The organism is uncultured Thiodictyon sp. (assembly GCA_903837595.1).
Taxonomy (GTDB): Bacteria; Pseudomonadota; Gammaproteobacteria; order Chromatiales; family Chromatiaceae; genus Thiodictyon.
Map to the genome: position 1 here is coordinate 1 of CAILVI010000144.1, position 20,159 is coordinate 20,159.

The following is a 20,159-nucleotide window of genomic DNA, read 5'->3' on the forward strand; positions in this document are numbered from 1 at the left end:
CGACCGGTGTCATATTCGGGTTTTGCATTTTAGCGATTCTTTTCTTGCCGGCTATTCATCAGCAGTTTCTGATCGTCTGTTTGTCGATCTCGAACTCCGGGTTAGCCTTGAGATCTTCCACCACGGCGGTCTTATGGTTATCACCCGGTCGCCATAAGGCGGTCACCGAGCACGTCCGCGGGCATGTCTGCGGTAAGGATGTCGCCGACAACACAGCAGCTGCCGGGGGTGAAACGTGGGGCGTAGGCGTCGAGTTCGGCCAAGACGGGGGTGTGATTGGCTGCCTTGATGGTTATTCCGCCTCACCGGCCGCGACGGCTTCCGCATAGGCCAGTCTAGCCGCAGCGATTCTTAATCTTCTGTCATGTTGATCGACTTGCCGAGCAAGGTCCGGGTGTTGGGCCTGGTGCCCAGCCAGGGGCAACGATCATGACACGAAAGCGCATTGGGCCGTCGGCCGCCTTTTCAGAAAGCCATCAGTCGACGCAGTAATCATAATCCGATATTCGATCTCCTTGTCGATCTCAAAGTGCAGTGGTGAACCGTCAGCCGCCAGACGCCCGTCGCGGTCGAGTGCGCCGAGGTAGGCGAGGAGCGCCGTCTTCGGATTATTCCCCTTTCCCCAGGGACGGTCGGTCACGAAGCCATCAGGAAGGTCCTCTACGCCGGAGTCCCAGACCACGCAGTAGCTGTCCATCCCGACCAGCGGTGCATAGGCTTCCAACTCGGCCAGAACATGCTCATGCGTGTGATTGCTGTCAAGAAAAACGAGCACGCGGTTAAAGTCGGCGGCCCGTCGCTTTACCGCTGAAACGATCGTCGGCTCGATCGACGATCCTTGAACCAACTCGATCAGATGTGCCATTGGATGGCTTGCGATCGCGGCGCGGTTGTGTGCCCGAATGTCGATGTCGATGCCCAGCACGCGACGTTGAGAGTCGCATGGCACCAGCGGCTCACCGGCCGCTACGGCGTCGCAATAGTCCAACAGCGCCAGCAGTGAAGCGCTGAGGATCAACGAACCGCCATGTGCAACGCCGGTTTCGATGACGAGATCGGGGCGCACAGCCCAAATCAGCTCCTGAATCGCATAGACGTCTTGGGGTACCTGGATGATTGGTCGGCCTAGCCAAGTGAAGTTTTGGGCATACGAATGACGGATCGCTTCGCGGACCCAGACATTGCTGAGCCCGCGGAAATCCTTATCCTCTCCCAAACGGCGGACATTCTCTTTCACGCGCCGGTCGAACTCTTTTTCAGGCGTCATGTTGATCTCCAGTGGCGCACCGGGGCGCCGCGTAGCAGACGGCGTCCCCCAAGGAGACGCCCCGAGGGTGGCCCAGGGAAAAGTTGTATAATGGCAAATTATTGCGCAAAGCTTACCTCTCCGTATGCATGACCCTAAACTTCTCGGCCAACTCGCGCCACCATGAATCGGTCTGGAAGATCGCTTCCGCGATATCTTGATGCATCTGCGCTAAGTCCTCTTGCCCAATCGCTTTGTAGCACTTAGCAAGAAAATGATGGCCGAACGCATGCTCGGGATACTTGTCGATTACGTTTTTTATGTAGTCTATTGGCACATCATAACGCCCGATCCTCATATTGTAGTTCTCCACGAAGTTTACTCTCAGTTGCAAGTTGTAAGCAAAAGCCTGCAAAAGCTCAGGGTCCACACCGGGCGCGCGAATAACTGATTTCGTGGCGACAAAATCGTCACTCTTGTTGTTTTCAATATAGTCATTTTGAATGCAGATATCGTAGAGTCGGCTACCAAAAATTGGCATTGCCAAATATACGTGCACCCAGTCGAAGCCGTTATCCAATAGCATCTGCAACGTTTCATCCCGATGAATATCGTGTTCGCCGGGGAGCCCGATAACTATGAACACATGCGCGCGGACGTCAAATTTACGGAGCGCCTCAACTGCTGGTTTTACAAGCTTTATCTTCAGTGGCTTATTAATAATGTGATTTAGTACATAGTCTGACCCAGACTCCACAGCTAACGCCACTGCAGAAACCCCTGCCTTAGCAAGTAGGTCGGCGACTTCTTCATCGATCGCGTATACCGCCACGCCGTTCGGAAATTCCACTCGAATATCGAGTTTTGCTAGTTCGCGCAGGATTTCCTTGGCACGATTCCGATCATGAAAAAAGTGATCGTCCTCCAGAAGCAGCACCGTCATGCCAAATTCATCGCGCATACGCTGGACATCGGTGACTACTCGTTCCACACTCATGATGCGCACGTCGCGACCATGGAGACTGGGGTTCGAGCAGAACACGCAATGGAACGGGCAGCCTCGAGAGGTATGGATTGCCATCTCGCGCTTAGGCCGGCCGGCGTAGCGTTTATCGATGCTGCGATGGTTGTATATATCTAGATCGATGTCGTCATAATCAAAGGGCGGAATCTCGTCCAAGTTCTCGATGAACGTATGCTGTGGCACCTTATGTCGCGCTAGACCATTTCGGCAGATCCAGCTCTTATGCACTTGAATGACGGCGTAGGGGTCTTCAGCCTCCAGCAATGCCTGCAATGGCCGCTCCCCTTCTCCTATGCAGATGGCGTCAAGTTCTGGGCAATTTTCCAACATCATCGAGAAGGCAGCTGAACTTAGCCCGCCGCCTGCCAATATGATAACGCTTGAATCAATGAGTTTGCAGCATGCGATCAGTGCGCGAATGTAGCGGCCCGAAGAATTAAATAGGGCAGAAATGCCGATGAAGTGGGGCTTGAATTCGCGCATGGCGGCCGCGATCTCGAGAGAAAAAACTTCGCCAGGGTTCTCAGCCGATGCTGTCTCGACTAGTCGCTTGAGGATGACATTCAGATCGAGCAGGCGTGTCTCATGCGGTACCGCGCAGTGGGCCTTGAGATAAGCCTGCATCGACAGAATGCCATAAGGCAACGTGAATGCCGGAAGCACCGCTGCCCGATCCTTCGACAAATAGTCGTCGGCATTAAAATAGGGCGGAATAATGAATAGCAATTTCTTCATAAAACCCTGCTTCTGATTGGTTGGCTCCGCAATTCGTATTACATCGCCTCAATTGGTCCTCGTGCATGTATGTCCCACCAATGAGTGCGCGATGCACGGCGGTGCCCGTCTCGGTCTCGCACTATTTGGCTATAATAATCCATCATTTCCTTGGCATTAATCCAACGCCCTGGCAGCGCCTCACCAAACGGTCCTGATGCGCCGGGCAAAAAGCGCCACTGGATGACAGGGTCGACTAATTGTGGCACTTGTGACTGATCAAGAAGTTGGAACTCGCAGTAGCCGAGCTCGGTCATTTTCTCCAAATAACGGAACCCGAAGCGGCAATCTTCTACGCTAAGGTACTGGGGCAGTTCATCTAGGAGTGCGAGTTGATCCAGCACCAGTTCATCCGCCCCTTCAACGTCCACTTTCAAATAAACAGGTGTACCGGCGTGCGCAAATAATGCAGCTATAGGCAAACCGTCGATCGTTATAGGCTCAAGCAGATGGCCATCTCTTCCCGCCCAAGCGGCATCAAGACTGCTCCAGTGATCAATGGCGCGGTTAATATAGAAGATTTTCAATCCTATTGAATCGGTGATTGCAGCATTGATGATTTCCAGCCGCCCATTAGCGATAGCTGCGGCAAAGCGGGCGTTCGTGACTATGCAAAGTTCGGGGTTAGCCTCTACCCCTACCACACGAAAGCCGCGGGCCAGATAGTAAGCAGAATCGTCGCCGTTATTCATGCCGAGGTCAATCACCAAATTTGATTGACTAACAAAACGCTTCACGTGCATTACCCCCTGGGTTGCTAGGAAGCCCATAGATTACAGCACCGGTTCCCACCCAGCTATGTAGACGCATCAGGAAGCGATAGTCTGGCAGCGTCTGCATCAGCCACAACGGCAGTTCCCACAGCCCCTGCGAGTTGTGGTAACTGGTGACGGCCAGGAGTGGCCGGCACCGGGCCAGCGTTTGGCGCGCGCCGCGCAGTGCCGCAAGCTCTCCGCCTTCGAGATGCAGCTTGAGGAAACTTGGCGCGAGCCCTAGCTGGTCGATGGTGGTGACTGGCACTGGTACCTCTCCGAGTTCGGAGAGCTGTGAGGCATAGTCCAGCCCAGCCGCAAAACGCGCCTCACGCTGTGCCTCGGCCACGGCCCTGGGGATAATATGTAGGGCCGCGCCATCCGGCAGGCCTAGGCCCCCGGCCAGTTGGTGCAGTTGCACAAGGCTGTCGGGATCAGGTTCGACCGCCCAAATCTGCGCGCACCGCCCCTTAACGGCTTCAAGGAAACGCCGGATGACCCGGCCCTGGTGTGCGCCGATGTCGGCGAAGGCCTCGTGGTTTGTCAGCAGAGCGCGCAAATCCGCAATAAAATAGCGGTCATCGGTTGTCACCGGAGCACCAATAAAGTTCCATTCTTCGCGCAAGCGCCGCCAAGCCAGAAATTGCAAGTGATGTGCCCGCGACAGATTATCACCCCAACCCGCCAGAACGGAAGCAATTCCCACTAGATCACGTTCAACCAGCGGTGGCGCGAACCAGCCGTTGGATAGGGGATGCCGATCACGATAGGCCTCAGCGATGTCATAGAAGGGGGCGACATCGACCCAGCCACACTGTCGGAGATCTTCGTCCAGTGTGGTGTAAGGTATCGTGGCCACACACACCGCCAGCAGCATGGATTTCCGCGCTTGCGCGGGCACTGCGTCGGGGGTAAGCAGGTGCACACCCTCCCAGGCAGCCGAATTGGCCAACCGCTCGGCATCGCGGTCCACCACGAAATCGATGGAAATGCCGACGCGAGTAAAGTAGTCGCGTGCCAATCGGCCCAAATCGCCCGCTCCGTAGAGTGCCAGCGGCCGGTCAACGAGGCGGGGGGCTAGCGTCGTCTTCTCTGCCGCGACCTGCCGCAGTAAGGCCAAGGCGGTGCCTATATCGGGCGGGGCCGGCAAGGCTCGCGGCAGGATGTAGGAGCGTTCGGTCATGGGATTTCCAGGGTGCCCGCCCAACGTTGCAGGTCAGGGTCTTCCGGGAACCGTGACAGGAAGTGATGCACGCTGCCCTTGTTGGGCCCGGTCGATGGCGATTGGCTGAGATCGGGTATCCCGCCCGGTTGGAAACTGGCGAACCAGTCCCCCGGGGTGGTGCCAAAGATTTGACGGAAGGCGAACGTGCCCTTCTCCTGTCGCATCAGCGTCCGGTACTGCACGCTCATTGCCGTTTCCATGGTCTGCGCGGTGAAGCGGGTTCGCACCGTCAAGGCCGCTCGACGGGCCATTGCCAGCCGACGTCCGGAATCGGCGAGCAGGGTCTGCACCGCCGCCTGGAATCCGCGCTTATCGTTGACGACGAATCCGGTCTCATCATGAGCAACGATGCAGCGCTCGGCCGGATTGTCGAGTACCACCGGCACCACGCCCATCGCCATCGCTTCGATCAGGGCATTCTCCGCTGTGCCGTAATGACGTGGGTTCAGCGGGTAGGCCAGGACGTCAAGCCCGGCCAGCACTCGGGCGATATCCGTGACATGACCGTGGAATCGTAGAAGGCCCGGTTGGCCGAGCGCCGCGCACTGCGCCTGAAGGGTATCGCGGTTTGTCAGGTCACCGTAAAGATGTACCGGTAGCGTCGAGGCAGGCAGGCAGGCGATGAACTCGACGAAGTCCGGATGGAGTTTCGCAAAGTCGAGCGTACCAATATAGCCGATGCGCAGGCCCACCGCGACGTCTCTTTCTATCCTTGCCGGCAGGCCGTCGACGCAGCCGCTGGACACCACGGGGAAGTCCCTGCCCGACTGCAGCACCACCTCGCTTGCAAGCGAGCAGGGCGAGGTGAAAACCATCCGCGCCGGGGAGGCCAGAAGCTCCGGCGGGACGCAGGGTGCCCCCAAACCAGAGACGTGACACCAAGTGAGCAGGCGCATCGGCGCCGGTCTCAGGGCGCACAACAGGGCCGGAATCTCGGGATGGTTCCAGAATTCAAGTTGTACGATGTCGGCCTGCGCGACGGCCGCTTCGACCTGTGCGACTGATGGCCGAATCGTCACCGGCCAGCCGACCGCCTCAATAGACTCGAGCGCCTGCCGCTTTTTCGGGTCCTCAAGGCACAGCACGGCGTGGTCATTCGTGCCTGTTGTCGCCATGCCCCGCAAAAGGACGGACAGCGCCTTGCCGACACCGCCGCCCAGATGGGGCGTGATGTGCACGATCCTCATGGTGCGCCGTTCAAGTGACGGGCTGCACTCCGCCCGGTCAGTGTCAAGTCGGTGATGGGACGCACTGTTGCGCCGACCTATTTACGCACGTCGGGACTGATATTGCCCGCCACATATTCGAGGAAGCGCGGCCGCAGGTGGTCGCGATAGGCGTCGAGATTGTCGGGCAGGCAATGGCTGAGTTGCCCGCAACTGCGACAGACTGGATGCTGGCTGCGCTTACCCTCGAGATGCATCAGGCGGTGGGCATTCAGCTGTTCGGAATGCCAGATCGATTTCAGGCTTTGTCGGCGCACATCACCCATCAGGAGCTTGCGGCCCCAATCGAGAAAGCAGGCGCTGACCAGTCCGTCGGCATTCACCGACATGGAATAAAATATGTAGGGGCAGGTATCGGTCGGTGTCACCGGTTGCTGGTAAATGCCAGTCGTGATCTTAAATCCGGTATGGGCCTCGACGTCAAATTGGGGCCAGCAGGGGGCAAAATTCTCGATGAAGATGCGGTCGCAGTGATCGCCGAACGTCTCGTAGAATTCCTCTCGCTGGGCCTCAGTAATCAGCTCGCCGGGGATTTTTAGTACGATTTCACAGTTGCCTTTATGCGCATACAACCACTTTACATTAGCGACGAATTTCTCGAAATCGAAATCGAAACCCGTGAATTTCTGGTACTGCTGGTGAGTCATGCCGTCGACTGAAATATTTATCTTGTCGAGACCCGCATCAAGGATAGGCCCGAGCCGCTCTGGCGTCATCAAGGAAGCATTCGTCGTAGTATCTATATATTCAACTTTGCCGCTTTGCTTGGCATAGGCAATCATCTTGTCCAGGTTCTTGTTCAAAAAGGGCTCGCCATCTTTGTATAGTCGCAATACCTTGATCGGGCGATCAAATTCCTGCAAATCGTCAACGATCTTCTGAAATAATGGGAGTTTCATAACACCCTGAAAGCGCGCCGTTTCTTCGATCATGTCCCGGTGTCCCGTCGGGCAGAATGGGCACGAAAAATTGCATGCGCTGGATGGATCAACGAACACGACAAAAGGTGTGGCTAATGGGATTACGTCCTGTAGTGCGGTCCGCCCCTCAAGGTTGATGCGTGGTTTAATTTGCGCCTTCACTTGCTTCTCCAGTTGACTGTAATTCGACCCTGTTTATACGGAACTGTTGCCAACAATGCATGGGGGGTCGAACGGACTCTCTGGCCGCACACCAAACTTGAGCAGATCGCGTCGTCCATATTCGTCGGCAATCCTTTCCGCTAACTGCCGCACCGTGACCGGGATGCCCGAGCAGATGTTGAGCGGGCCTTGATGATTGCCAATGACGGCCTCGGCGATCATAGCGCCCGCGTCGCGAACGTCCAGATAGTCGCGGATCTGATCGCCGCTGGTCAATTCGATGGGTTCGCCGGCGGCGATGCGTTGTCGTAGGCATGGCACCAGTCGTCGCTCATCTTCTCCCTCTCCGTAGAGATAGAATAGCCGACACCAGGCAAACTCGACCGCGTTCGCTGCAAGCAGTTGGCTCAGGACGTAAAACGCAGACGCCTTGCAGGCGGCGTACAGTGTTTGCGGATTGAGCGGGGTATCGATGCGCAACACGGCCGGCCCTAGGTCGTATTCGGCGCAGGTGCCAACACCCACAAAGCGACGCACCCCGGCTTCAATGCTGGCGCGGGCCAGCTCGAGCGTGCCGGCGAGACAGGTCAGGTTGCGCTCGGATTGAAGATACTTGCCTGGTTCGGTGTACCAAGCCAGATGCACGACGGTGTCGACGCCACTCAGCGCATTCCCCCACCATTCGCGGCTGGCCTGGAACAGATCCGGGGTCTCGATGACCTCGGTGGCTTGGCTCAATCCGGTTATGGCGCCCGCGTTGGGACGTAGCACGAGGCGCAGCGGATGCCCCTGCTCGGTCAGGTTGCGCATGACCTGGCGGCCCACGAAGCCGCCGCCGCCAGTGAGCAAAATCATGGCACCCGGTCCGCCATCATCCGCGACCGGCGGTGAGGAAGATCACGGGGTCTCGGTGTCTGGGCCTTTCTCATCTGATCAACAGCCGCGGGACGGCGGTTATGAAATGTGTGCCTTGCGTGGCCAGTTGGCTGAGTTGGTTGCGCACCTCATCGGCAATATTCCAGGGTAGAATCAGCAGATCGTCCGGACGCTGTGCGGTCAGAACCGCGGGCGGGAGGATCGGGATGTGACTGCCGGGCAGGTATTTTCCCTGCTTGGACGGCGCCACGTCGCAGACGAAGGGCAACAGGTCGGGCTTAACCCCAGCGTAGTTGAGTAGGGTGTTGCCCTTGGCCGCCGCCCCATAGGCGGCGACGGTCCGGCCAGCGCGCTTTTGCTCAATTAGGTAGGCCACCAAGTCGTCTTTGACGCGGTCGGCGCGTGTTTGGAATCCCTGGTAGACCGACAGGTCGCTCAGACCGGCGCCCACCTCGTCGTCCAACACCTGGCGGACGCTCGGCGTGGATAAACGCGGGTCGTCTCGGTGTACGCCGTAGACCCGCAGGCTGCCACCGTGGGTGGGCAGTTGTTCAACGTCGCAGACGTGCAGGCCCTGGGCGGCAAAGATGCGCTGCACCGTGCCGAGCGAGAGATAGGAGAAGTGCTCGTGATAGACCGTGTCGAATTGGTTTTCGGCAATCAGCCTCAGCAGATGCGGAAATTCCAGCGTGATGGTGCCGCCGGGTTTGAGCAAGGACTTAAGGCCGGCGGTGAAGTCGTTGATGTCCGGCACATGGGCGTAGACGTTGTTGCCGATGATGAGGTCGGCCTGGCGCCCCTGTTCGGCCAACTGCCGACCCAACGCGGCGCCGAAGAACTCGCGCAGCACTGGAATACCGAGTGACTCGGCGGCCGCGGCCGTGTCGGCGGTCGGTTCGATACCAAGGCAGGGGATCGCCGCGGCGACGAAATTGCGCAACAGGTAGCCGTCGTTGGCGGCTACCTCAACGACCAGGCTTGCGGCGCCGAGGTTGAGTCGGGCGCAGATCAGGTCGGTGTAACGGGCGGCGTGGGCCAGCCAGGTGGATGATGTCGAGGAAAAATAGGCATAGTCGGCGCGGAACAGATCGGCGGCTTTGGTGTAGTCGGCGGTCTGGACCAGCCAACAGTGGTCGCAAACATAGAGTTTGAGCGGGTAATACAGCTCGGGGCGATGAAGGTCCGCGTCCGTCAAATAGGCGTTGGACGGCGGGGCGAAGCCGAGGTCCAAGAACACATGGCGAAGTCTGGTGTCGCAGTGGCGGCAGTTCATCAAATGGCCATGCCGAGGAAATCGTCCGTCAACCACGGATGGGTCTGATCGCGGGTAGAGCGTTCGGCGACCGGCAGTGGCCAAGCGATGCCAAGTCGGGGATCGACGGCGTTGAGTGCCCCTTCGGCGGCCGCGCAATAGGCGGCGGTGTGCAGATAAAGCAGTTCGCAGTCGGCCGTCAGGGTCTGCAAACCGTGGGCAAAACCCTCAGGGATGACGAGCGTCCGGTGATTGGCCGCGCTCAGCCGTTCGGCGTGCCAGCGCAGGAAGGTCGGCGAACCCTGGCGCAGGTCAACGGCGACGTCGAAGACCTCGCCCCTCAGGCAGGTCACGAGCTTGGTCTCGGCATGGGGCGGGGATTGAAAGTGTAGCCCCCGGACGGTGCCCGCCTGGGCGGTCAGGGTATGGTTGATCTGGGCGATGGCCTGGCCGTGGAGCAGTGGGGCAAGGGTGTCGCCGCAGAATAGCCGCTCCAGATAGCCCCGCTGGTCGCCGATGGGGTGGCGCTGTAGCAAAATGAGCCCGTGTAGGGGTGTCTCGCTGTGGGTGAAGCGGTTCATGTAGCGGCGAGGAACGCGGCGATGTCGGCTTCGCACAGGTTGTGTGCTGACTCACCCTGCGCTTGCAGGCGATACCAGCGTAGGGTGCGCTGGACAGCTTGCGTCAAGCTCCAGCGGGGGTGGACGCCAAGCTGGGTGCGTGTCTTGGCGATCTCCAACGCTAGCCAGCCGGCTTCGTGCGGCCCTTCGTTCCCGTCGCCCCAGTCGACCGTGCCGCTACCGTAAACGGATTGGGCGAGTTCGATCACCTGCCGGACGGTTGCGGCCTCATGGGTGTGTGGGCCGAAGTTGTAGGCGCCGGCCAGCGCGGGTTGATCCCAGAGGCGTTGCGCGAGTCGCAGATAGCCAGCCAAGGGCTCGAGCACATGCTGCCAGGGTCGAGTGGCCTGTGGGCGGCGAATGGCCAGTGGTTGATTCGCGTCCCAGGCGCGAATCGCGTCCGGGATCAGGCGATCCTCTGACCAATCGCCGCCGCCGATCACGTTGCCTGCGCGGGCGGAGGCGACTGCAACCCCTTGCCCTGCCAGAAAGGCGTCGCGATAGCTGCCGATAACCAGTTCAGCGGCAGCCTTGCTGGCACTATAGGGGTCGTGGCCGCCGAGTGGATCACTTTCACGGTAGGGAAAGGCGTGCTCGGCATTTGCGTAAACCTTGTCTGTTGTGACGGCGACGACGACCCGCAGCGCGCACACCACGCGCAGGGCCTCCAGTAGATTGGCGGTGCCCAAGACGTTGGTTGCAAAGGTGCCGAGCGGGTCGCGGTAACTGGCACGCACCAGCGACTGGGCAGCAAGATGCAGGACTATCTCAGGATCAGCGGCCGCGACGCGAGCGGCGAGGGCCGTCGCATCGCGGATATCGCACTCGTGGCTATCGACCAGGCACGGGATCTCGGCCAGGGCGCAGAGGTTAGGCGTCGTGACCGACGCCAGGGCGATACCGGTGACCCGTGCACCCAGTTGACTCAGCCAGAACGCGAGCCAGGCGCCCTTGAAGCCGGTGTGACCGGTCAGCAAGACACGCTTGCCACGCCAGAACCCGGGGTCGGGGTTCGGCGGGGTCATGCCCACCGCTTCCACGGTGCCTCACCCGTATCCCACAGTTGTTCGAGCTGGTTCTTGTCGCGCAGGGTGTCCATGGGCTGCCAGAAGCCTCGGTGCTCAAAGGCCATCATCTGACCCATTCGGGCAAGTTGGTCTAGCGGTGGGCCCTCCCAGGCGGTCTCGTCGTTGACGATGAGATCGAGACAGCGCGGTGACAGTACAAAAAAACCACCGTTTATCAGGCCGCCGTCGCCACGCGGCTTTTCGGTAAAGGCGGTAACCCGGTCCCCGGCCCGCTCGAGTGCGCCATAGCGGCCGGGCGGCTGTACGGCGGTGACTGTCGCCCATTTGCCATGCGCCTGATGGAAGGCGATGAGCGCCGCGATGTCCACGTCGCTCAGTCCGTCGCCATACGTGAAACAAAAGGCCTCTTCATCGCGGATATAGTCGCTGACCCGCTTCAGTCGACCGCCGGTGAGCGTGTCGTCTCCGGTATCGACCAGTGTGACCTTCCAGGGTTCGGCCTTTTGTTGATGTACCTGCATCCGGTTGTTCGCCATATCGAAGGTCACATCCGACATGTGGAGGAAGTAGTTGGCAAAATATTCCTTGATCAGATAGCCTTTGTACCCGCAGCAGATGACGAAGTCATTCACGCCATGGCCGGAATAGAGCTTCATGATGTGCCAGAGGATAGGCTTGCCGCCGATCTCGATCATCGGTTTGGGCTTGAGATGGGTTTCCTCGGAGATGCGGGTGCCGAGTCCGCCGGCGAGGATGACGGCCTTCATGACTGCCGTTGTATCGTCCAATCGAGCCTGGGACGCACGATTCCCGGGATGGAGCCGCTATAACCGTTGCGGAGGTTGTCCAGGGTCTCGCCGATCGGATCCACCACGGTCACCGCCAGGGCATCGCGTTCGAAAAAGCTGACGTGGACGTTAGGGAAAACAAACGTGAGGGCAAGTCCGATAAAATAGGTTTCGCTGTTCAGCAGCTGGCCGGGAATTTCGCAACAGGCGACGTAGGTGCCCGGCTCAGCACCCGTGCAGCGGTCATACTCGGTACTGCCACTGATGAAAGCTACCTCGCCGCGGGTATCGTAAAAATGGAAATTTGGACCGGGTGCCACTGGCGTTGGCTGGCGCAATTGATAACGCATCGTGACGCGGAAGGGCTGGCGGATATCGACCTCGCCGGTCGTATTGCCTGCCGCGTCCTCGATATGTGCCTCAAGCAGTCTCGCCAGGTGATCGCCGATGGGCTTAGGGCCGCGTCTGAAATCGGCAGAATAAGGTGCTGAGCCATCGCGGCCAAAATAAGACAAGACCACCTCGGGTGCCGTCCCGGTGCTAACGAGCCGGCCGCGATCAAGCAACAGGCCACGCGAGCAGAGCGAGGTAATCATGCCCATATTGTGACTGACAAACAGGATCGTCCGGCCATGGGATGAGACGTCCTGGATCTTCCCCAAGCATTTTTTTTGAAATGCTGAATCCCCTACGGCCAACACCTCATCGATCACCAGTATTTCCGGCTCGAGGTGAGCCGCCACCGCGAATGCCAGGCGCACATACATGCCCGACGAATAGCGCTTCACCGGTGTGTCGATGAACTGCGCGATCTCGGCGAAATCGATGATCTCGTCGAGTTTGCGTACGATCTCGGCCTTCTTCATGCCGAGGATTGCGCCGTTGAGATAGATGTTTTCGCGCCCGGTGAGTTCGGGATGGAAGCCAGTGCCGACCTCCAGCAGGCTGCCGACGCGGCCCTTGATCTTGACGTGACCGGTGGTGGGAGCGGTGATACGCGAAAGGACCTTGAGCAGCGTGCTCTTGCCTGCGCCGTTGCGGCCGATGATGCCAAGGATCTCGCCCTCGTGCACCTCAAAGCTGACATCACGCAGCGCCCACAGCTCACCGCCGACGCGGTTACCATGGTCTTCCATGCCGATCTTGAGCGCCGGGTCAGGCCGGCCGCGGGCCTTCGCCCACCAGCGGTTGAGGTCTTCGCGTAGGGTGATGCCGCCGATGAGGCCCAGACGGTAATACTTGCTCAGGTTTTCGACTTGGATGACGACCGACATGGCTCAAACCGTATCCATAAACGTCCGTTCAACGCGGTTGAACAGGACAATACCGACAAACAGGATCACGCTGGTGACCGCGACGCTGTAGGTCAGCAGCCCGAGGCTGACGGCCCCGACACCCAGGTAGGCGAAGCGGAATATCTCCATGACCGGTGCGATCGGGTTAAGTAACGCCCAGAAGCGATAAGGCTCTGGCAGTGCAGAGACCGGGTAAATAACCGGGGTGGCGTACATGAGCAACTGGACGCCGAAGCCGACCACGACCGTCAGGTCGCGGTAGCGGGTGGTGAGCGAGGAGACCATCACGCCGAGCCCCAGACCCAAGGCGGCCATGATCACGAGCAGCAGCGGCGTCAGGAGCACCCAGGCGTTGGGTGAGACGACCGACCCGCGCAGCATGAAAAAGCCGACGAAGCACAAAAAAAACAGGAACTGGATACCGAAGGCGATCAACTTCGACAGTAGATCCGCCAGCGGTACGGCCAAGCGCGGAAAATAGACCTTACCAAAAATCCCGGCATTACTGGTGAAGGTCCCGGAAGTGCCGGTGAGCACGGTCGAGAAATAGCCCCACATCACCGTCCCTGCCATATAGAACAGGAACGGCGGCGCCCCGTCGGTGGGTATGCGCGCGATGTAACCGAACACGACGGTGAACATCAGTGTGGTCAGCAGTGGCTGGATAAGGTGCCAGGCGGGGCCCAGGATGGTCTGCTTGTACTGTGCCACGAAATCGCGGCGCACGAATAGCGCGATCAGGTCCCGGTAGTGCCACAGCTCGCCCAGCTTCAGATCGAACAGGCGTCCGCGGGGTTCGATCGTTTGGGTCCATTCGGACATAAGTCTTACGTCTTGCGGTGTTAGCGGTCGTCGTGCCGCTGATCGGCTGACATTCCGGTCAGCCCGATTGGTCCGACGCGCTGTTGATTAAGTTCTGTGAAGTCAGCTTGGACGGCCCCGACTTCGGCCTTGAGGCAGGCGATTTCCTGCTTCAGTGCCTCGTATTCGTCGATCTTGCGTTTTAGGAAGCGGGCGGTAATGCGCGCTTTGGCATCAATGCCGCTGGCAGTGAGCAGGTAGGCGTAGGCGCGCTTGTTACTGCTGTTCGTGAAATTGGTCACTTTGATCCATCCCTGATCGAGGAGAGCCTTGACGCAGTAGTTCACCTTTCCCAGGCTGACGCCAAGGGCTTGAGAGAGTTCTCGCTGGCTCGCGTCCGGCCGCTCCGCCAGGAGCTTCAGCAGGTGGTAGTGGGCGTCGTCGCTCAGGGGAGGAGTCCTGCGGATCGAGTCTCAGGCACGCTACCGCCCTACCGTCACATGGACAGTAAGTGGTTTTGGGGCGCTTGGAAGAGGGCTTGCAGTGCCCGGCCGCTAAATTTGTTCATTTGGTGAACACATTAGTCATTTCAGCATAGACCCGGGTAGGGGTCAATGCTGCTCGGGCTGCGGGCGCTGCAAAATTTGGCAAATCATCGAGCGCATCTGGTGGAGCCAGCGCCAGCAGCCTCGGTGCTCATGGCGGCTTGGGTGTGTCTACTCCGCCCTAGGGTAGCGGATGGCTTTGTCGCAGGGATAAGACAGCGTCTCCCGCAGCGTTCTTGCGGCGGTCCCAGTTTGGACCTGCGGGTGGTCTGGGCAGACGGTTGCCGGGGGGGCACGCCAGCGCAGGCGATTGGTTCCACGCCGCGGCGCAGCCCGGCTACGCGGCTGATCCGGGCCGGGGGCGCGCTGGTACCGCGCACACGACTGGTCCCCGGCTACTGCCGGACGCCCTCGATCACAAACGTCAGTTCCACGTTTCTGGCAGTCGGCCCAAAATCTGATATCCCGAACTCCTTCAGAGGGATTGCGGCGGTGCCCAGGAAGGCGCGACGATATTTGCCCCAGGGGTCGGGGCCGTTCCCGAGCTGCTCCACCTGGAAGCTGATGGGCTTGGTGATCCCGTTCAGGGTCAGATCGCCTGCAAGCTCCGAACTGCCGAGTCCCTCCTTGTACGCGGTGCTCTTGAAGGTCGCTGTGGGGAACTTGTCGACGTTCAGGAAATCCTTGTTGCGCAGATGCTTGTCGCGCTCCGCTTGATTCGAGTCGACGCTCGCGGTCTGGATCAGCAACTCGATGCTGGAATTCTTGGCGGCCTCGGTATCGTAGGTGAAGGTCCCGGAGAAGGTGTTGAACCGCCCGTACACCCACCCGAAATTCAGGTGCCTGATGCGGAAATTGATGGAGGCGTGGCCGCCGGCGGCGTCGATGGCGTACTTTTCAACCTCCGCCGCGGCGCTGCCTGGCAGCCCGAAGCTGGCGGCGGCGAGGGCCAGGGCGGCCAGGATGAGTAAGGGGCGTTGGGGAATCGACATGGACTGGACCTCGTGCGGGGTTACGGGAATCTTGGCGTCAGGGCAGTCCGCCGCGGCCGAGCATCCGCAGCAGCGTGCGGTCCCGGTCGACGAACTGGTGTTTGAGCGCGGCCAGCGCATGCACCGCGGCCAACGCCATGACGCAATAGGCGAGGATAAGATGCACACTACCTGCCAGGTCCGCCTGGTGGGGAATGCTGGTCACGGTCGCGGGGATCGCGAACCACCCGAACACCTCGATCGGACGCCCGTCTGCCGTCGAGATGAGATAGCCGCTCAGCGTGATGGCGAACAGCAAGACGTAAAACAGCACATGGACCAGCGCCGCGGACCGGCGCGCCAAGGGGGTCAGGGTGAGTGGGACGCGCGGGGGCGGACTGACGAAGCGCCAGGCCAGCCGGGCGGCCAGCACGATGAACAGCAGGACCCCGGCGCTCTTGTGGATATAGGGTCCGGGGAGGTACCAGGCGTCAGCATAAGTAAGGCTCCGCATATAGACGCCGAGGCCGAACAGCCCCACGACCGCGAACCCCATCAGCCAATGCAGGGCCACGGAAACCACCCCGTAACTGTCCTCGGTGTTGCGCCAGCGCATGTTCTCGTCCGCTCCCGGGCGCGCGACGCCCGCTTGACGTGAAAATAATACTTTTAATCAGTTGTTTGGGGGAGCCCGCCGCCCCCCCACCGGGACTGGCGCAGTGCCGACGGCCGGGCGTCCGGCGTTCCGGCCGCAGTGACCGACGACGTGGCCAACCGCTGCGCTCCCGGAGGCTGAAAGTCAGCTTACCCGAGATCGCGACTCTGGCAAACTCCCCGCCGCCAACGCCTCTGCCCAGCGCGTTCCCTAAGTGTTCGAGCACCCCAACGGTCGACCTTGACAGTCTCCGGTCGCTCCAACGATGATCGCCCCGTCCCGACGGCCGATGTGCCGGACCGTTGACGGCGTACCGGGACCCGAGTTCCATCGCTCCGGGTTCACTCGAAAATAGCCAGCCGAAGAGGCTTTGGGCCGCCGCGCGGGCCCCGCGATCACATGAATACAGAGTCGTTTCCGGATGCCATCGTTCGCGCCCGCGCACTCGCGCTGCATTTCGACGATGGCGAAACTCAAGCACTGGACGGGGTCGATATTGCGATCCGCGCGGGCGAATTCGTGGCGGTGGTCGGTCCGAGCGGTTGCGGTAAGTCGAGCCTGTTGAACATTATCGGCACCCTCGAGGCCCCGACGACCGGCGAGGTCTTCTTCCGCGCTCAACCCTATGGCGGGATTCGCGACCCCTCGCTGTTTCGTCGGCAGCACATCGGTTTCATCTTCCAATCGTTCAATCTCATTCCCACGCTAAATGCGCTTGACAACGTCGTGGTCGCCACCATCGGCGTCCCGGGGGCGGGCAGCGACCAGGTGGCGCGGGCGCGTGAGCTGCTGGAAAAATTGGGTTTACGCGACCGCATGGCCCATTTTCCCAACAAAATGTCGGGCGGCGAGCGACAGCGCGTGGCCATCGCGCGCGCGCTCATCAACACCCCCGATCTGATTCTCGCCGACGAACCGACGGGCAGCCTGGATAGCGCCAACAGCGCGGCGGTACTGACCCTGCTGACCGACATCCAGAAGGAGCGAGGGTTGACGCTCATCATGGCGACGCATGACCCGAGTGTCTCTGCGCGCGCCGATCGGATCATCCATATGCGCGACGGGAAGATCGCGCTGCCGCAGGACCCTGCCCCATGAACCTGCTCAGTCTCGCGTTTGGCAACATTTATCGCCGACCGGCGCGCGCCGGACTCACCGTCTCGGCCATTTCGCTCGGCATCGCCGCGGTGGTGGCACTCACCGGTATTGCGTGGGGATTTGAGGCCAGTTGGCAAAAGGCGAACGATGCGCGCGGGACAGACCTCATCGTTACCCGTATCGCGAGCGAGAATGCCATGCCTTCGCCATTCCGGGCGGAGCGCGTCCAGGAGGCGCTCAAGGGCTATCCGCACGTCCGGCAAGTGGTCGGGTTATTGAGTGAAATGCTCAGTGTAGGCGAAAATTCGCCCCCCGTCTTCGTGTTTGGCTGGGCCTCTGGCAGCTACCTGTGGGACCACCTCAAGCTGGTGGCTGGGCGTTGGTCCGGCGCCGACACCGAACCGGTGGTGGTGATCGGCTCGCTGGCCGCCGAACTGCTGCACAAGCGCGTCGACGACACGTTGGAGATCGAGGGGCAACAATTTCGCGTGGCCGGGATCTTTGAAAGCCCGGCGGTCATCGAAAATGGTGCAGTGGTGATGTCGCTCACCCTGGCGCAGCAGATCCTTGACAAGCCGGGAAAGGTCAACATCCTAAACGTCAAGCTGGATGAATCGGCCGCCGAGGCTGATCTTGCCGCCTTCAAGGCGCGGGTGCACGACACGCTGCCCGGCTTCGTCGCCATCACCTCCGGGGAACTGGTCGGCAAGAATACCGTGGTGCGCATTTCCAAGGCGATGAGCCATGCCACCATTCTGATCGCCGGCCTGGTCGGCGCGCTGGTCGTGTTCAACACGATGTTGATGAGCATCAATGAGCGCACGCGCGAAATCGGCATCCTGTTGACGGTCGGCTGGCAACGGCGGACGATCATGAAATTGGTGTTTTCTGAATCGGTGATCCTCACGCTGGCCGGGGGGTTGATCGGTATCGTGGTGGGTATCGCGATTACCGGTATTCTGGAGCATCTGGAGGTGATGCGCGGCAAGATCGATGCGGTGTTCTCGCCCGCCTTCCTGGTGGGCGTGGTGGGGCTCTGCGTGTTGCTCGGTATCGCCGGCGGCCTCTTTCCGGCACTCAAGGCGGCCCGCCTGCGTCCGGCGCAGGCGCTCTGGCACGAGTGATGAGACGCGTCGGCGCGCTCTTGCTGCTCATGGTGCTGACGGTCGCGCTAGGGGCGCCAGCCGCGTGTGGCGACGAGCTAGCCCCGGCGGCAATTGCCGAAGCGATGCGCCAGGCCAGGTATTCAGACGGATTCGCGGTGCGGATGAACATCACGCTGGTCGCACCCACCGGCCAGCGTTCGCTGCCCATCAAGTTGTCCATCGTCGGGCAGATGGATGCCGCCGGGGGGCGGTTGGTCATTCGCGGCATTGCGCCGGAGCGGATACGCAATCGCTTCATTGCCGCGGAGCGCATCGGCGCTGGCCCGATCAGGGCCGTCGCCTATCGCGAGTCGGCGGCCGCCGGCTGCGCGCAAGCGGACCCGCTTATGCCGGTATTCGACTCCAATCTGGTGGTGTGGGACCTGTTTGCTCCGTGGTGGAGCTGGCCCGAACCGCGCATGGTCGGCACCGCCCGGGTTGCCGAGGACGATTGCGTCAATCTGCGCTTGCGCACCGATAGCACCGCTTCACCGATCCGCGAGGTAGTGAGCTGTGTCGATGCAAACCGGCACCTGCCATTGCGGACCCAACTGTTCGATGGCCGGCACACCCTGGTCCGCACCGTGGTCGTGGATGAAACCATGCGCCAGGAATCCGGCCGGATCGCAGCGAGAAAGTTCTCGATCACGGGCGCCGACCAGGCGGTGAGTGAGATTGAGGTCTACAGCGGGGATGAGGATTACCACGTGCCGGCTGGCACCTTCGCCGCCCTCGACACCGCGGCTGCGGTGTGGAACCACGCCAATCATGCAATACCTTGATGCTTTGGCCCCGGTCGCGAACCTGTCAGGTGCCTGGTGTAACGACTATGTGATTTCACGGCTTCGTCGTGATTTACTCCTATTAGAAAGGGCTTATTTTACGTGCTTTCATCGTGAATGGGTTACCCTGTCAATCTGACAAAGTAGAACGACGCACCAAGGCGGCAGCGAGCCCCAGGTAGGTCGCGGGACCCCCGCCGAGCGGTATGGAGCAGGCCGCCGAAGGACAGCGGCGCAGCCCGTCGATCAAGAGAATGGATACCAAGGTTTCCGGCAGCAACAGGCCTGCGGCCGAGTGCCTCGGCAGGTCTCCGCACAGGTCGCCCGCGTCGATCCGCAGGTCCGCCAACCGGCAACCGTCTTTGGTACCCACGAATGCTGGGGTGCCCAGCGGGGGAAATCGTCGACGCTGGCGGCGGAGGCAAAGCCGTCGCGCAACGGCCAGATCGGCAGGCCCTGGGCCGGTTGGGCGGACCACTGGCCGGGCTGTTCGGGCTCTCCGTCGGCGTCAAGTCGATGACAATAGCGTAAGCGTTTTTCCGACAGCATCGGTCGTCGTTTGCCGACACGGACCACCGAACCGCACGAGTCCACCCTGACCCCAGGAAGCGCACAGCAATGATCCTAGAAAGAGCAGTTGGACCTTGCCCTTCGTGAGCTAACCTGATGAAATATTTACGCAAGGAGGTGCGTATGAACGATCTTATCCTTCACCCTATGGGTGAGACCGAAACGACCGCATTTGTGCCGTTCGCCGGCCCCGTTGCCGTGGACACGTTTGGTGGCAGAGTCCACGTTGAGTGGGACCCGCAGGCCGCCGTCACCCCACTGGGGCAGCTGTCGTTCTTCACCGAATTTCTCCATGGCAGTGGGCGATTCGATCCCTGGGTGGACAGCTGCCCGTTGCGTCTCACCAGCCCCAATGCACCAAGGAAGCGGGATGTATTGGGTACTGTCATGCTGTCGATCCTCGC

22 protein-coding genes are annotated in these 20,159 nt (G+C 60.4%); 4 read left to right on the forward strand and 18 right to left on the reverse strand.

The window, feature by feature from the left end; all coding sequences use genetic code 11:
- Positions 1-140: 140 nt before the first annotated feature.
- The 17 genes from QZY44_RS35685 to QZY44_RS07745 all read right to left on the reverse strand — a co-directional run bounded on the left by QZY44_RS35685 (position 141) and on the right by QZY44_RS07745 (position 16,121).
- A complete protein-coding gene (locus QZY44_RS35685; RefSeq protein WP_365303621.1) occupies positions 141-263 on the reverse strand; it encodes a hypothetical protein in 123 nt (40 codons plus the stop codon).
- A 164-nt stretch (positions 264-427) separates the two neighbouring features.
- On the reverse strand, positions 428-1,267 hold the full coding sequence (locus tag QZY44_RS07670; protein ID WP_295444547.1) for a CmcI family methyltransferase: 840 nt from the start codon (positions 1,265-1,267) through the stop codon (positions 428-430).
- A gap of 112 nt (positions 1,268-1,379) precedes the next feature.
- Positions 1,380-3,005, reverse strand: a complete 1,626-nt coding sequence (locus tag QZY44_RS07675) for a radical SAM protein (protein WP_295444550.1) — start codon at positions 3,003-3,005, stop codon at positions 1,380-1,382.
- Between the two features lie 38 nt (positions 3,006-3,043).
- Positions 3,044-3,781: an FkbM family methyltransferase gene (locus tag QZY44_RS07680; RefSeq protein WP_295444553.1), complete on the reverse strand. Its 738-nt coding sequence runs from the start codon at positions 3,779-3,781 to the stop codon at positions 3,044-3,046.
- Positions 3,765-4,979, reverse strand: a complete 1,215-nt coding sequence (locus tag QZY44_RS07685; RefSeq protein WP_295444554.1) for an FkbM family methyltransferase — start codon at positions 4,977-4,979, stop codon at positions 3,765-3,767. Before QZY44_RS07685 ends, QZY44_RS07680 begins: the two co-directional genes overlap by 17 nt.
- Entirely contained in the window at positions 4,976-6,208 is a 1,233-nt protein-coding gene (locus QZY44_RS07690; RefSeq protein ID WP_295444556.1) for a glycosyltransferase, read from the reverse strand. Before QZY44_RS07690 ends, QZY44_RS07685 begins: the two co-directional genes overlap by 4 nt.
- 77 nt (positions 6,209-6,285) lie before the next feature.
- On the reverse strand, positions 6,286-7,329 hold the full coding sequence (locus tag QZY44_RS07695; protein WP_365303626.1) for a radical SAM protein: 1,044 nt from the start codon (positions 7,327-7,329) through the stop codon (positions 6,286-6,288).
- Between the two features lie 33 nt (positions 7,330-7,362).
- Entirely contained in the window at positions 7,363-8,184 is an 822-nt protein-coding gene (locus tag QZY44_RS07700) for an NAD(P)-dependent oxidoreductase (protein WP_295444558.1), read from the reverse strand.
- A 70-nt stretch (positions 8,185-8,254) separates the two neighbouring features.
- Positions 8,255-9,478 (reverse strand): class I SAM-dependent methyltransferase, encoded by a 1,224-nt coding sequence (locus QZY44_RS07705; RefSeq protein ID WP_295444561.1) that lies wholly within the window; start codon positions 9,476-9,478, stop codon positions 8,255-8,257.
- Positions 9,478-10,038: a dTDP-4-dehydrorhamnose 3,5-epimerase family protein gene (locus QZY44_RS07710; protein WP_295444564.1), complete on the reverse strand. Its 561-nt coding sequence runs from the start codon at positions 10,036-10,038 to the stop codon at positions 9,478-9,480. Before QZY44_RS07710 ends, QZY44_RS07705 begins: the two co-directional genes overlap by 1 nt.
- Positions 10,035-11,102, reverse strand: a complete 1,068-nt coding sequence (gene rfbG, locus QZY44_RS07715; RefSeq protein WP_295444567.1) for a CDP-glucose 4,6-dehydratase — start codon at positions 11,100-11,102, stop codon at positions 10,035-10,037. The genes QZY44_RS07710 and rfbG overlap by 4 nt, the downstream gene beginning before the upstream one ends.
- Positions 11,099-11,872, reverse strand: coding sequence for a glucose-1-phosphate cytidylyltransferase (rfbF, locus tag QZY44_RS07720; RefSeq protein ID WP_295444570.1), 774 nt, complete (start codon positions 11,870-11,872; stop codon positions 11,099-11,101). The genes rfbG and rfbF overlap by 4 nt, the downstream gene beginning before the upstream one ends.
- Positions 11,869-13,167, reverse strand: coding sequence for an ABC transporter ATP-binding protein (locus tag QZY44_RS07725; protein ID WP_295444573.1), 1,299 nt, complete (start codon positions 13,165-13,167; stop codon positions 11,869-11,871). Before QZY44_RS07725 ends, rfbF begins: the two co-directional genes overlap by 4 nt.
- 3 nt (positions 13,168-13,170) lie before the next feature.
- Positions 13,171-14,010, reverse strand: a complete 840-nt coding sequence (locus tag QZY44_RS07730; protein ID WP_295444576.1) for an ABC transporter permease — start codon at positions 14,008-14,010, stop codon at positions 13,171-13,173.
- A gap of 20 nt (positions 14,011-14,030) precedes the next feature.
- On the reverse strand, positions 14,031-14,438 hold the full coding sequence (locus QZY44_RS07735; protein WP_295444597.1) for a MarR family EPS-associated transcriptional regulator: 408 nt from the start codon (positions 14,436-14,438) through the stop codon (positions 14,031-14,033).
- A 491-nt stretch (positions 14,439-14,929) separates the two neighbouring features.
- Positions 14,930-15,526 (reverse strand): YceI family protein, encoded by a 597-nt coding sequence (locus QZY44_RS07740; protein ID WP_295444579.1) that lies wholly within the window; start codon positions 15,524-15,526, stop codon positions 14,930-14,932.
- Between the two features lie 37 nt (positions 15,527-15,563).
- Positions 15,564-16,121: a cytochrome b gene (locus tag QZY44_RS07745; RefSeq protein WP_295444582.1), complete on the reverse strand. Its 558-nt coding sequence runs from the start codon at positions 16,119-16,121 to the stop codon at positions 15,564-15,566.
- Positions 16,122-16,559: 438 nt separating this feature from the next.
- Between QZY44_RS07745 and QZY44_RS07750 the strand changes: the two genes are divergently transcribed.
- Genes QZY44_RS07750 through QZY44_RS07760 form a run of 3 tightly spaced genes read left to right on the forward strand, consistent with a single transcriptional unit; the run spans position 16,560 to position 19,185 of the window.
- On the forward strand, positions 16,560-17,258 hold the full coding sequence (locus QZY44_RS07750; RefSeq protein ID WP_295444585.1) for an ABC transporter ATP-binding protein: 699 nt from the start codon (positions 16,560-16,562) through the stop codon (positions 17,256-17,258).
- A complete protein-coding gene (locus QZY44_RS07755) occupies positions 17,255-18,382 on the forward strand; it encodes an ABC transporter permease (protein ID WP_295444587.1) in 1,128 nt (375 codons plus the stop codon). Before QZY44_RS07750 ends, QZY44_RS07755 begins: the two co-directional genes overlap by 4 nt.
- A complete protein-coding gene (locus QZY44_RS07760; protein ID WP_295444589.1) occupies positions 18,382-19,185 on the forward strand; it encodes a hypothetical protein in 804 nt (267 codons plus the stop codon). Before QZY44_RS07755 ends, QZY44_RS07760 begins: the two co-directional genes overlap by 1 nt.
- Positions 19,186-19,315: 130 nt before the next feature.
- On the opposite strand, the gene QZY44_RS07765 is transcribed toward QZY44_RS07760, so the two are convergent.
- Positions 19,316-19,558 (reverse strand): hypothetical protein, encoded by a 243-nt coding sequence (locus tag QZY44_RS07765; RefSeq protein WP_295444591.1) that lies wholly within the window; start codon positions 19,556-19,558, stop codon positions 19,316-19,318.
- Positions 19,559-19,878: 320 nt separating this feature from the next.
- On the opposite strand from QZY44_RS07765, the gene QZY44_RS07770 reads away from it, so the two are divergent.
- On the forward strand, positions 19,879-20,159 hold a 281-nt coding region (locus QZY44_RS07770; protein WP_295444593.1), incomplete at its 3' end, for a hypothetical protein.